Below are 13,652 nucleotides of genomic sequence, written 5' to 3' on the forward strand. Positions count from 1 at the left end.
TGCAAATCGGGACCTTTTTTGTTTTGTCGGATAGACTTACGAGGTCTACCTGCACCATGCCTATCAGACCTCGTAAGTCTTGTAGCGCACACTTATTACTTCGGTAATTTCTTCTAAAGACGTCACCCTGAATTCATTTCAGGGCCTTTCTTTAGGTGTAATTTTATTTCATGGCATAATAGATGCTGAAACAAATCCGATAGCTATCGGATCAGCATGACGATCGCTTGGAAACGCTTAGCGCCAAACGCCATGCGCTTATCCCAAACTATTCGTAAATTTCATTCTGATGCCGCTCTGAAAGTTCTGGATAATCTTAAAAATTTCGATGAGGGTTACCTTTTCGATTTTAGTTAAAGCATCAATTTCAATAAAGTTGTTTGGTGCAGCCTGATCGTTGACAATCAGATTGGCCTGGTGTTTTAGACGTAACCCCATCAGGTAATAGTAGGATTGTGAGAGTTCGTTATACTGCGCTTCGCTAAAAACGCCTAATTCTTTAAGTGCCTTTAGGCGTTCTCCGGTATTCTCTTTTTGGAAAATCCTGTTCTGTAACGCATAAACCCTTGCCAGATCGACAATAGGTGTCATAGCCGTTTTAATGTCGAATACTTCTTTCTTGTGGATTTTCTGCGTTCTGATGTTCCTGAAATAGGTAAGTGGTGGTTCGTAAAGTAAAGCATTTTTGGCCAGGTACACATAAAACTTCTCAATGGGTTTCTGTAGTTCCTCATCAACAAAAGACCTTAAACTTTGCATAATGTCTAAATCGCCATATATTGCCCTGCAGTCGAAAAAAGCTGCAAATTTTACGGCAGCTTCTGGTAAAGCTTCTTCAATCCAGTTTTTATAATTGTATTTCCAGTGCGAAAGAGAATGCGTCCAGTTTGGATTGGTAGCCATGTAATCACCGTCGCAATATACAAAACCTACAAAATTTAGTTTGTCAGAAACCTGTGTGGCCAAATCAAGGAAATAGGAGCGTACAGCGGCCCTGTTGTCTTCTGAAGTGTCCTCATAGATAATGGCATTGTCCTGATCGGTTTTAAGGCTCAATTCCTTTCTGCCTTCGCTGCCTAAAACCATGAAAACAAATTTAGCAGGTGGCGGTCCCAGTTTATCAATTACTTCTTCAATAATTTTAAAAGAAATGGTATCAGCAATGGTAGTTACCACTTCATTTACAATTTTAGCATGCACACCCCTGGCTAATAGCTGGGCAACAATATTGGGTACTTTTTGCCATTTTAGTTTTAAATCGCTGGTATTTACAGCCGATTTTACAGATTGAATAAAAACCAGGGGAGATTCGGCCTGTTCGCTCAAAAGTCTGTTCCTGCTTAAAAAGCCAAGATAGTTGCCATTATCGTTTACCAGGAGGTAACGCGATTTTTTGCTAAACATCATCAATATGGCTTCGTATACATAAGCCTCAGGCGAAATGGTGACGATGTTGGTATCCATTACCGCATCAATTGGTAGATTGGTGTCCAACTGCCTGGCAATCACATCATCTCTCAGTGTAATATCGGTTACGAAACCAAGGTAAACATTCTGATCATTTTTAATAAAAAGACAGCTGGTTTTATGTTCTGCCATTTTAATTGCAGCTTCAAAAATAGGGGTGCCGGGACTGCAACTCACAATTTTTTTGAAAGTGATATCCCCTATGCGGGCGGTATAAATCTGATCTGCTAATTTATCTTCCATTAAAAAATCCCTGTAAAATCCTTTTAAACGAAAATGGTTTTTTCTTTTCCTGATTAAAAGTGTGTTCTTGCTGGTAAGCTGAAGTTAAGCTTATTTTATCTGTTTCTAAAAGATGAAAAAAGATTTTGGCTGTATTCAAAGCATCTGATAATGCATTGTGCACATTTTCAGGTATTTCGTTAAATAAAACTGTATAAAATTTGTCGAGTTTTAAGTGGCTGATTACTGTATTGGTAATGTATGGCGAACTTGCTTTCATGGTACAGAAAAAAGGCAGGTTTTTAAATGTACTTTCTTTGCCGATACGGTTTAATTCTACATTCACCATGTGGTAGTCGAGTTCGATAAAGTGTCCGATTACTAAAGGCTGGTATTTTTCAATATCCCGGGCAAATTCCAGCATTACTTTTTCTTTCTGCTCGCCGTGAAGCTGTAGATATTCTGGAGTAATCTGATGGATTTTTAATGCGGCTTTATCCATTTTAATTCCATCACTGTTGAGGTAATGGTTTGCTCTTTTAATTTCTTTGTGCTGCTTATCGTAAATAATCCAGGCAATCTGGACGATATGGGGCCAGTTTTTTTCGTTTGCATAAGGTGCCGACCAGTTTTTGGGCAAACCAGATGTTTCGGTGTCAACAACTAAGAAATATTCCTGCAATTTTAGATGGTTAGGTAAATAGTAGGACGATGTTATTTCAAAGATAATTATTATTCGGTAGCTGCGTAACAGAAAATATTCATAATTCGGTCGTCATTGCTGAGAAGGAACGACGAAGCAATCTGAAAAGATAGATATTAAAAGATTGCTTTGTCTGCAGAAAAGCCTTCTCGCAATGACGACTTTTCTTTTTTAATTTTATTCATGAGAATTGTTCCAAAGAAATAACTACTTACTAATCAACAAAAATGCTACAGCTGCTAATACCGATCCGATAATCGGGCCAACAATAGGCACCCATGCATACCCCCAATCGCTGCTGCCTTTGCCTTTCATCGGGATTAATGAGTGAACAATACGTGGTCCTAAATCACGTGCAGGGTTTATTGCATATCCTGTTGTTCCACCTAAAGCCAAACCAATTACCCATACTAAAAAGGCTACGGGAATAGCACCCATCGAGCCTAAGCCAATGGGCATTACCGTTTCTTTTGTGCCCATGCTGGCATCTGTAAAGTGGAAAATCACAAATATGAGTACGAAAGTCCCAATAATTTCTGAAGCTGAATTTGATAATTTATTTCTAATGGCTGGTGATGTCGCAAAAGGCGCAGCTTTTAAACCCGCATCATCTGTAGCATCAAAATGATCTTTGTAAATTATCCAGACCAAAAAAGAACCCGTCATTGCACCAGCCAATTGTGCCAGGATATAATAGGGTACTAAGGTCCAGCTAAAGCCTTTTCCAATAGCCAAGCCTAAAGTTACAATAGGGTTTAAGTGTGCTCCGCTGTATGGACCAGCCACCACAACACCAACGAAAACGGCAAGTGCCCAGGCGGTTGTAATGACAATCCAGCCACTGTTATTGCCTTTTGTACCATTTAATACTACATTCGCTACCACACCATTTCCTAAGAGCATCATTAAAGCGGTACCAATAAATTCTGCGAGATATACGTTCATAACAATTTAAATCTTATCAATTTCCTAATTAATCTTCTGCATTTACCCTGGCCGCTTTTACCGCCCTGTTCCAGCCTTTTATCCGTTCGGTATTGTCTATGCCTTCTTCAGCGGTGAAAGTCCTGTTTATTTTCCACTGGTTGCGAATCTGATCGATACTTTCCCAGAAACCCGTGGCCAAACCAGCCAGATAAGCAGCTCCAATAGCGGTTACCTCGGTAACTTCCGGCCTGATGACTTTACAGTTTAAAAGATCTGCCTGAAACTGCATCAATAAATCGTTAGCCGTAGCGCCTCCATCTACCCGGAGTTCGGCAATGTTTACGCCTGCATCAGCTTCCATGGCTTTTAACACATCCATGGTTTGGTAGGCAATACTTTCTAAAGCTGCCCTCGCAATGTGCGATTTATTTGTCCCCCGTGTTAATCCGGTTATTGTTCCACGGGCATGCTGATCCCAATGTGGCGCTCCTAAACCTGCAAAGGCAGGCACTACATATACACCATCGGTATCTTTTACTTTTTTAGCGAGGGTTTCTACATCTGCCGATCTGGAAATAAATCCCATTTCGTCCCTTAACCATTGTACAACCGCACCGCCAATAAAAATACTGCCTTCGAGCGCATAATTTACTTCTCCGTTAATCTGCCAGGCGATGGTGGTTAAGAGGTTGTTGGCAGAAATTTTGGGCTTTTCTCCAATATTCATCAGCATGAAACAACCTGTGCCATAAGTGTTTTTTACCATACCAATTTCGGTACACATCTGACCAAAAAGTGCCGATTGCTGATCGCCAGCTATGCCCGCTATTGGAATTTTAGCCGCCAGTATTCTTCCGGCGGTTTCGCCATAAACCTCGCTCGATGATTTTACCTCTGGCAGCATTGTTTTTGGGATGGAAAACAACTCGAGCAGTTCGTCATCCCAACTTAAAGTATGGATATTATAAAGCATAGTGCGCGAGGCATTGGTTACATCGGTAACGTGTTTTTCGCCTGCGGTTAATTTCCAGATCAACCAGCTATCTATCGTGCCAAAAGCCAGTTTTCCTGCTTCAGCCTTTTCTCTTGCACCTTCTACATTTTCCAAAATCCACCTTGCTTTGGTTGCGGAGAAATAAGAATCGATGATTAAACCCGTTTTTTCCTGTATTTTATTGGCTAAGCCTTTCGCTTTAACTTCATCGCAATAGGCAGAAGTACGCCTGTCTTGCCAAACGATGGCATTATGGATGGGGAGGCCGGTTTCTTTATCCCAAACCACTGTGGTCTCGCGCTGATTGGTAATGCCAATAGCAGTAATATCGTTTACGGTAAGACTGGCTTTAACAATTACTTCGGTAACCACGGCCAACTGTGTAGACCAAATTTCCATCGGATCGTGTTCCACCCATCCGGCTTTAGGATAAATCTGTGTGAATTCTTTTTGTGCAATGGCAACAATTTCACCATCGTGGTTAAAAATAATGGCCCTCGAACTCGTGGTTCCCTGATCGATGGATAAGATGTACTTGCTCATAATTAAAATTTGGTTAATGGAGTGTGCCCGCCGGTTATTTTATAGGTTGATGATAAAGGTAACCATCAGCTAATTTATTAAAAGTTTCAATCTGTTCGTTTTCCCAGTTTCGATCTGCAGATAATTCTTTGGCCAGGAGTGAAGCTACCCTCGGCGCCATATCTTTTGCAGCCTGTGCATCGATAAATAATACCCTCAGCCTTCTGCTTAAAATATCTTCTACAGTCTCTGCCATTTCATTCCTTGCAGACCAAACCACTTCGGCTTCTACAAAAGGAAAAGATGGATGTAACTGCTGCCCAAGGCTAGGATCTTGTTTGATTAAAGCCTCAATTTTATCACGGTCTGATCCATATATCGATAAATGATGATCTTCTTCGATCATTTGGCTGCCATGGATGCTGAGATTTTCGGTTACGCATGCTTTCGGTTCTAAACCTGCGTGTGTAATGGCTAAATTAACAGTTTCTTCAGCCATGCGGCGATAAGTGGTCCATTTTCCACCCGTTATGGTAATTAATCCCTTTGCCGAAACAATCAGTTTATGATCCCTACTGATTTCTTTTGTACTATCCCCATCGCCACTGGTAGGTGCAGCCAGGGGGCGTAAGCCAGAAAATACACTCAATATATCTTTTTCAAGGGGCTTTCGGTTAAAATAGCTTGCTGCAGTACTCATAATGAAATCTACCTCTTCTTTCAAAGCCCGTGGCTCGAGGCTGTGTTCATCCAATGGGGTATCGGTGGTGCCTACCAATAAATGTTCGTGCCAGGGAACAGCAAATAATACACGCCCATCAGAAGTTTTAGGGATCATCAAAGCCGATTCACTATTCAAGAAGCCTCTTTCCAATACCACATGCACACCCTGACTGGGGCGAACCATCTTTTTTGAATTTGGATTGTTCATATGCAGAATATCATCAACAAATACACCTGTGGCATTAATCATTACTTTGCCCTTAAACTGTGCTTTTAAACCTGTAATCGTATCTTCTGTTTCGATCCCAGTAACGTTTTCGCCATCTTTTAATAAACCGGTTACTTTGGTGTAACTTAATAATGAAGCACCTTTTTCGATAGCGGTTTGAGCGATATTGATGGCTAAACGGGCATCATCAAACTTTCCGTCGTAATACCTGATGCTACCTTTTAAACCTTTTGCTTTAATGCCAGGCATCATGGCCAGTGTTTCTGCCTTAGATAAATATTTAGATTTTCCGAAGCTGTATTTTCCTGCCAGCCAATCGTACAGGGTAAGCCCGGTTAAATATTTAATAATGGAAAACCAATTGTAGCAGGGGATCAGGAATGCCTCTTTATGTACCAAATGTTTAGCGTTCTGTTGTAATAATCCACGTTCTTTAAGTGCATGTCTCACCAGGCCAATATCTCCCTGGGCCAGATAGCGTACGCCTCCGTGTACCAGTTTAGTGCTCCGGCTTGATGTTCCTTTTGCATAATCAGCCTGCTCAACCAGTAAAGTTTTATAACCCCGGCTAGCCGCATCAAGTGCTGTGCCTAAGCCCGTTGCCCCGCCACCAATGATGATCAGGTCCCAATTTATGTTTTCTGCAATGAGCGGCTGATGTAATCTTTTCATTTTTATGTTTAAAAGTAATAAAACGAAATAATACGCAATTATACGAAATCATAATCGGAATAATATAATATCTCTGTTAAAAATTTATTAATTATTTGTTCAAAATATTTTAAAGAATGTTTTTATTGCTAATTTGCAGCCTGCAAATTAAATATACTATGATGAATTTGGCTGAGAGGCACCAGTTTATTTTAAGTCGCCTGCAACGTGATCAGTACATAAACGTAGTGGATTTATGTAAGGAACTGAAAGTGTCGTCGGTAACAATAAGAAAGGACTTAAAACTACTTGAAGATAAAAGCCTGTTGTTTAGGACCCATGGCGGGGCTACTGTAAATAATCCATATACTGTAGACCGTCCGGTTAATGAGAAAGAGAAAATACAATCTACCGAGAAGAATAAAATTGGTATAGCTGCTGCTGCGTTGTTAAACGATAACGATTCTATTGTGATTGCGTCGGGCACCACTGTGCTTTATTTTGCTAAGAACATTGCGCCCGCAACAAACTTAACCGTGGTTACCTCCGCATTAAATGTAGCTTTAGAATTAATGCGCGAGCCCAGCATCGAAGTGATCCAGCTGGGTGGCCTGCTTAGAAAAAGTTCCTCATCGGTAATGGGGGCTTATGCAGAACAGGTTTTACAGGATTTTTATTTCAACAAGCTGTTTTTAGGCGTAGATGGGATCGATCTTGATTTTGGATTAACCACCACGAATGCCATGGAGGCACATTTAAACCGTAAAATGATCGGCGCTTCACAAAAAACAATTGTACTGGCCGACTCAACTAAATTTGGTAAGAGGGGCTTTGGAAAGATATGCGGATTAGAAGAAATTGACCATATTATCACTGATAAAGGAATTTCTGAACAAATTGTAAAACATTTAGAGGGCTTGGGTGTTACTGTTACTATCGTGTAGCGCATTCCACGCGAACGGTACATCCCAAACATATAATTTGAACATGGAAAAAAAACGAATACACATTTTAGAAGACGATCAGGAGATCAGAAACGTGATTGAAATCCTGTTAAAGGAAGAGGGTTTTGAATTACAGCTTTCCTCATCATTTGCAGAGCTGAAGAAAAATATCCAGGATGCAATGCCTGATCTTTTCTTATTAGATGTTATGTTACCAGATGGAAACGGAGCAGAAATCTGCGAAGATTTAAAAACTGATATTTTTACCAAACACATCCCGATTATTGTAATGTCTGCACAGAACAATAGTGAGCAAAAAGCGATCGATGCATTTGCAGATGATTACATCAGCAAACCTTTCGATATTTACGATGTTTTGGAACGCATTAATGCGCAGTTAAAAAGAAGTTCGGAAAACAGGACTAAAGTTTAGTTGAAACAGGATATAAAAAGGAGAGAAGCTTAACCGGCTTCTCTCTTTTTTTGACTAAAAATTTTCTAGTATTCGATTACTACCTTGCCAATGGTTTTACCGCTTTCCAATAAGCGATGAGCTTCTTTTAAATTTTCTACAGTAAATCCTTTCAGGGTTTGGTTTAAAGTGGTTTTAATTGTGCCATTGTCGAATAATTTGGCCAGTTCATTTAAAATATGGTGTTGCTGTTCCATATCGTCAGTTTGATACATGGAACGGGTGTACATCAGTTCCCATGAAAAGGTAACGCTTTTATTTTTTAATTTGTTTAGGGCGATAGGCGTGGCTGAGCCTGTTATGGATACGATATGGCCTTGCGGTTTAATCAGTTCTACCAGGTCATCCCAATAGCTGTTCAGGTCTACAAAATCGAGTATAAAATCCACTTCCTTAAAGCCTGCGGCACGTACTTCTTCAACCAGGTTTTTATGATCTACCACCACATCTGCACCCATGGCTTTACACCATTCCTTTGTTTCTGGTCGTGAGGCTGTGGTAATCACTTTTAAGCCGCTTATTTTTTTCGCCAGCTGTATGGCAATGGAACCAACGCCACCTGCACCACCAATAATGAGGATGCTTTTTCCTTTATCTTTTTGCTCACTGATGCGGATGCGGTCGTAAAGTGATTCCCAGGCGGTAAGTGCTGTTAATGGCATGGCAGCTGCTTCAGCGTCAGTTAATGATGCGGGTTTTAAACCTACTATACGTTCATCAACCAATTGATATTCGGCGTTCGAACCACTACGCGTTAAATCACCTGCATAATAAACTTCGTCTCCGGTTTTGAAAAATGTAACGCCTTCGCCAACGGCTTCAACCGTACCTGTGGCATCCCAGCCAATTACTTTTGGTGTATCCAGTACAGTATCTTTAGCACTGTTCTGGCGGATTTTATAATCAACCGGATTTATACTGATGGCCTTTATTTTTACGAGCAGGTCGCGTCCTTTTGGCTGTGGAACAGGTGTTTCGAATGCGATAAAACTTTCGCTTTCGTTTATGGGGAGTGAGGTTTTAAATCCTATTGCTTTCATGGCTGATCAATTATTTTAATACTAAGTTATTCTTTTTGTATGGCAAATATAAACTGATATAGTTTTATAATACGGTATAAATTTGCTTTTAATTGGTAAATTTGCGCCTTAATTAGTGTAAGATGAATAGCGAAACTTTATACGAGCCCTTCGAAATTAGTTATCAAAAATTAGATGAATGCCCTAAAAATGGCCATAAACATCTGTTTTTTGAATTGGTTTATATCCTCTCGGGTACCGGAAAGCAGTGCATCAATAACAACAAATTTGATTACCGGGCCGGACACATGTTCTTAATTACACCAGATGATTGCCACTCATTTGAAATAGAAACTACGACTGAATTTTTCTTTCTGCGCTTTGGGAATGTGTACTTACGCTCTAAGGATTTTCATACCGATGACGTGAAAAGATTAGAGTATATCCTTCAAAATGCCAGTCACCAGCCCGGTTGTATCCTTAAAAATTTTTCGGATAAACCTTTAATTAATTCGCTTACCGAAGCCATGATTGCAGAATATGTAAAGCGTGATCTTTACAATAAAGAACTGATTGGCAAAATGGTTGATACGATGATCTTATTGGTGGCACGTAATATTGCCAAATACCTGCCAGCCAACATTAAAGAAGATTCGGAACAAAAAACATTGGCACTTTTAAACTACATACAGGCCAATATTTATAGTCCGGAGAAGCTAAGGGCCGAAAAGTTAAGTATCGAATTCGGCATTTCGGAAAACTATTTTGGTAAGTATTTTAAAAAACAGACTAACGAAACCCTGCAGCAGTATATTGCCAATTTAAGGATTAAACTAATAGAGGCCCGTTTGCGCTTTAGCGATATGCGCATCAATGAAATTGCTTTTGAACTCGGTTTTACCGATGAAAGCCACTTAAACAAATTCTTCAAATCGCAAAAGGGAATGAGCCTTAAAGCCTTTAGGAGTTCAGTTGCGAGTTGATTATTTCCGCAGTTTAGTACATTTGCCCCTTTTCCAGTATAGAAACGGTGTGTGAAAGGTTCTGAATCATTTTTTCTTTTAACTCGATCGCTTTATTTTTTTCGCTGATCAGCATTTTTAACCGCTTAATTTCTTCCTGCGATTTTCTTTTTTCCTCATGAGAAAGGTTAGAGAAGAGCTGGCCATTTTCATAATAGGCCAAAAAATTATAGTTTAATATCTCACTGATACTTACCAGTAAACTAATGTCTAAGCTTGCACTGTTTATAATCTCCTGCGTTTTTGTTTTGCTTATCGCAAGGTTATCCGCCAATGAAGAAACAGTAACACCCTGTTGCTTCATTTCCTTCCATATCATCAGTCCAATATGTACGCTCATCTTCTCTGTTAATGTTTAAGGTGAAATTAAATAAAAGACACTGTTTGTCGTTAAGTTTTCTGGTAATGATAATTAGTCTAATTATGTACTGCAAACAGTCGAATGAAGATTTATACTTCTGGATATACTGTCCCCTCAAAAATTGTTCTGCATCTTAAAAACTGATGGGCTTGATGCGAACAATAGGAGTCAAAAAAATAGATTTTTAATCTTGATCATCAAGGCAGCCAACCTTAATGACCAAAAAAAGTGATCGTGCTCATTTTTTGGTTTGAGTCTCATCATCACTACATCCATTAAAGCAAGGTAGTTTTGCTGTAGAAAATATTTGGCCTTTCGCGATATATAGAAAGCCGATTTACATCAAGAAACACCATGCTACATTCATTCCATATTCCCGTTTTGGGCCTGGGTTATTCCATTGATACCCCATTAAAAGTTGCCAGGTATGGCATTTCTTCTGTACTATCTATCGTTGATGATGAATTGGTAGAGCGAATGCATGGATATCACTCACAAAACAGATCGGTTGATTTTAAGGCGATTGCTAAAGATGAAACCGATAGCCGTAGCCGGCGCATTACCGCATACCTCAACTTTTTATCCGATTGCATCAACCAGGATTTTAAAGCTTTAAAACAGCAGGAATTTACTGAGGGGAGTGATATTTGCCGCTATTTCGAGCTTTTGCCCGATACTTCAAAGTTAAAACGTGGTTACGAACTGATGATGGAGTATCCCGAGGGAGAAGCAAAGCAAACCTTTCAATCGGTACTGAAAAATGCCATGCGCATGGGCACCATAGATGTAAATATCATGGCCAAGGTAGATAAAATGAACTATTTGCATGGCGAATATTCGGGCGATACAAATACTGATGCATTATCTGCATTGCGTGGTTTTGCCGAAAGTAAACTCTGTGCTTCTGTGGTGCTTTCTGCGGGAATGAACCCGAAATTATACAGTTACATAGAAAATTTTGAAGACTTTTTTCCAGATGAAAAGGCTTTGCTGAAAAAGAAAATCATCTTAAAAGTAAGCGATTTCAGGTCGGCCCTGATTCAGGCTAAGTTTTTGGCGAAAAAAGGACTATGGGTATCAGAATTCAGGATCGAATCGGGTTTAAACTGTGGTGGCCACGCGTTTGCCACAGAAGGCTATTTGCTGGGACCAATTCTGGAAGAATTTAAAAATAAAAAAAGCGATATGTACCAGGAGCTTTTTAACATGTATAAACTTGCCCTGGCACAAAAAGGAATCTATACCGAAAAACAGCCTAAACAACGGATCACGGCGCAAGGCGGAATCGGAACCGCGGCAGAGCATAAATTTCTGTTGCAACATTACCATCTTGATGCCATTGGATGGGGAAGTCCGTTTTTATTGGTGCCCGAAGTAACCAACGTAGATGCCGGTACATTAACACAGTTAGCTGCTGCAAAAGAGGACGATTTTTACTTGAGTGGTGCTTCTCCGCTTGGTATCCGGTTTAATAATTTTAAAAACAGTACAATGGACCTTCAGCGGGCAGAAAGGATCGAAAAAGGCAGGCCGGGAAGTCCCTGCACCAAGAAATACCTCTGCAACAATACCGAATTTACCGAACAGGCCATTTGTACTGCATCGCGGGAATATCAGCATCTAAAAATAAAAAGCCTTAAAACAACTGAGCTATCGGCAGATGAATACCAAAAACAATTTAACCTGATCACCGAAAAAGTTTGCCTTTGCGAAGGACTTTGTTCTTCCACTTACCTAAAATATAACATCCTTAAACCTAAAGAAAGTACTGCAGTAGCCATTTGCCCCGGGCCAAACCTGGCCTATTTTTCTGATGTATATTCATTTGATGAAATGGTTGACCATATTTATGGTAAAATCGACCTCCTGAAGCAAGTAGAACGACCGCATGTATTTATCAAAGAGCTTAATCTTTATATTGATTATCTTCAGCAGGATATTAAACAGCAGCTTCAGAATTTCAGCGATAAAAAAATAAAACAGTTAAATGGATTTAAACAGCAACTGGCTGAAGGGATTAATTATTACAAAAAACTTTTTAATGAAGTTGCAGATCAGGCCTCAGGAGAGCTAAAAGGTTTATATGAACAGCTGGCGAAATCGAAAGATAAACTGGATGCACTAATTGTTGGATAAGGAAAAAAGATCGGTAATAACTTTTCTATATTTACAACGATATACTTGAAGCGTTAAATGGATAGGTCGAAATTTTTAGATGCAATTATTGAAAATGCCATTGATGGGATTATTACCATTGATGATAGGGGGATTATAGAACATTTAAACCCCGCTGCACTTGAGCTTTTTGGTTATGGAAGGGAAGAACTGGTGGGTAAAAACGTATCGGTTTTAATGCCCGAGCCCGATCATTCGAGCCATGACGAATACCTGTCAAGGTACGAACATACCGGGCAGAAACACATTATCGGTATTGGGAGAGAGGTTTCTGGTAAACGTAAAGACGGTTCGGTTTTTCCATTCAGGCTGGGCGTTAGCGAGATCAAATTTAGCGACCGTAAAATCTACACGGGTTTTATCCACGATCTGAGTAAGGAAAAAGCCAACGAAGAGCAGATTAAAAGTTATACAGAAAAATTAGAGGTTAAAATTAAGGAGCGTACGCAGGATCTGGTTAAGCTGGTGTCGGAACTCGAAATGGCCAAAGAAAACATGCGGGCACTTTTTCAGAAGGAAAAAGAACTCAATCAGCTTAAAACGAGGTTTGTCTCTATGGCTTCGCATGAATTTAGAACACCGCTAAGCTCCATTCAGTTGTCGGCTTCCCTGATTGATAAATACACCACCAAACATGATGTGGCCAGTGTAGAAAAACATACTTTAAAAATCAAAAATTCGATCAATAACCTCACTACGATCTTAAACGATTTTCTTTCGCTTGAAAAACTCGAAGCAGGGAAAGTAGAAGCATCTGCACAATCTTTTAACATCATCAGCTTTGCCGAAGAAATAGCAGAAGAGATGCAAATGATGACCAAACAGAATCAGCATATTATTTACGAACATACCGGCACAACAGCTGAAGTATATCTCGATCCAAACCTGTTGAAAAACTGTGTGATCAACCTGATTTCGAATTCGATAAAATATTCTGGAGAGGATACGCTCATCCAGTTCAATTCCATTTTAAAGGATGATGAACTGATTTTGGAAGTAAAAGATAATGGTATTGGTATTCCGGAAGCTGATCATAACAACCTGTTTGAACCTTTTTTCAGGGCGCATAATACCGGCGATATTCCTGGTACGGGTTTAGGCCTTAATATTGTAAAAAGATATGTAGGCCTGATGAATGGAACGGTAAGCTGCCAAAGTGAACAAAATTCGGGTGCGGTTTTTACGCTTATTTTCCTGTTTAACAAAGAATTTAAAGTTTAA

The 13,652-nt window shown here is 39.7% G+C and carries 12 protein-coding genes; 5 read left to right on the forward strand and 7 right to left on the reverse strand.

Going from position 1 to position 13,652, the window contains the following annotated elements:
* Nucleotides 1–258 precede the first annotated feature (258 nt).
* The 5 genes from U859_RS0117970 to U859_RS0117990 all read right to left on the reverse strand — a co-directional run bounded on the left by U859_RS0117970 (nt 259) and on the right by U859_RS0117990 (nt 6,459).
* Nucleotides 259–1,710, reverse strand: coding sequence for a DUF294 nucleotidyltransferase-like domain-containing protein (locus U859_RS0117970; protein WP_025144715.1), 1,452 nt, complete (start codon nt 1,708–1,710; stop codon nt 259–261).
* Nucleotides 1,700–2,371 (reverse strand): 3'-5' exonuclease, encoded by a 672-nt coding sequence (locus tag U859_RS0117975; RefSeq protein ID WP_025144716.1) that lies wholly within the window; start codon nt 2,369–2,371, stop codon nt 1,700–1,702. Before U859_RS0117975 ends, U859_RS0117970 begins: the two co-directional genes overlap by 11 nt.
* Nucleotides 2,372–2,599: 228 nt before the next feature.
* A complete protein-coding gene (locus U859_RS0117980) occupies nt 2,600–3,337 on the reverse strand; it encodes an MIP/aquaporin family protein (protein ID WP_025144717.1) in 738 nt (245 codons plus the stop codon).
* 28 nt (nt 3,338–3,365) lie between these two features.
* A complete protein-coding gene (gene glpK, locus U859_RS0117985) occupies nt 3,366–4,856 on the reverse strand; it encodes a glycerol kinase GlpK (RefSeq protein ID WP_025144718.1) in 1,491 nt (496 codons plus the stop codon).
* 34 nt (nt 4,857–4,890) lie between these two features.
* Nucleotides 4,891–6,459 (reverse strand): glycerol-3-phosphate dehydrogenase/oxidase, encoded by a 1,569-nt coding sequence (locus tag U859_RS0117990; protein WP_051584728.1) that lies wholly within the window; start codon nt 6,457–6,459, stop codon nt 4,891–4,893.
* Between the two features lie 158 nt (nt 6,460–6,617).
* Here U859_RS0117990 and U859_RS0117995 point away from each other — a divergent pair, with 158 nt between their 5' ends.
* Nucleotides 6,618–7,382 (forward strand): DeoR/GlpR family DNA-binding transcription regulator, encoded by a 765-nt coding sequence (locus tag U859_RS0117995; protein ID WP_025144720.1) that lies wholly within the window; start codon nt 6,618–6,620, stop codon nt 7,380–7,382.
* A gap of 43 nt (nt 7,383–7,425) precedes the next feature.
* Nucleotides 7,426–7,815: a response regulator transcription factor gene (locus U859_RS0118000; RefSeq protein WP_025144721.1), complete on the forward strand. Its 390-nt coding sequence runs from the start codon at nt 7,426–7,428 to the stop codon at nt 7,813–7,815.
* A gap of 65 nt (nt 7,816–7,880) precedes the next feature.
* On the opposite strand, the gene U859_RS0118005 is transcribed toward U859_RS0118000, so the two are convergent.
* Nucleotides 7,881–8,894: a zinc-binding alcohol dehydrogenase family protein gene (locus tag U859_RS0118005; RefSeq protein ID WP_025144722.1), complete on the reverse strand. Its 1,014-nt coding sequence runs from the start codon at nt 8,892–8,894 to the stop codon at nt 7,881–7,883.
* 122 nt (nt 8,895–9,016) lie between these two features.
* On the opposite strand from U859_RS0118005, the gene U859_RS0118010 reads away from it, so the two are divergent.
* Nucleotides 9,017–9,856 carry an AraC family transcriptional regulator gene (locus U859_RS0118010; RefSeq protein WP_025144723.1) on the forward strand — a complete coding sequence of 280 codons (840 nt, stop codon included), beginning with the start codon at nt 9,017–9,019 and terminating at the stop codon, nt 9,854–9,856.
* Between the two features lie 13 nt (nt 9,857–9,869).
* Here the strand turns inward: U859_RS0118010 and U859_RS0118015 are convergent, their stop codons facing one another.
* Nucleotides 9,870–10,235 carry a hypothetical protein gene (locus tag U859_RS0118015; RefSeq protein WP_025144724.1) on the reverse strand — a complete coding sequence of 122 codons (366 nt, stop codon included), beginning with the start codon at nt 10,233–10,235 and terminating at the stop codon, nt 9,870–9,872.
* Between the two features lie 375 nt (nt 10,236–10,610).
* Here U859_RS0118015 and U859_RS0118020 point away from each other — a divergent pair, with 375 nt between their 5' ends.
* Together U859_RS0118020 and U859_RS0118025 are read left to right on the forward strand one after the other, a co-directional pair.
* Complete coding sequence (locus U859_RS0118020) at nt 10,611–12,392, forward strand: hypothetical protein (protein ID WP_025144725.1); 1,782 nt, start codon at nt 10,611–10,613, stop codon at nt 12,390–12,392.
* Nucleotides 12,393–12,449: 57 nt separating this feature from the next.
* Entirely contained in the window at nt 12,450–13,652 is a 1,203-nt protein-coding gene (locus tag U859_RS0118025) for a PAS domain-containing sensor histidine kinase (protein WP_025144726.1), read from the forward strand.

Source organism: Pedobacter jeongneungensis, assembly GCF_000633455.1.
Taxonomy (GTDB): Bacteria; Bacteroidota; Bacteroidia; order Sphingobacteriales; family Sphingobacteriaceae; genus Pedobacter; species Pedobacter jeongneungensis_A.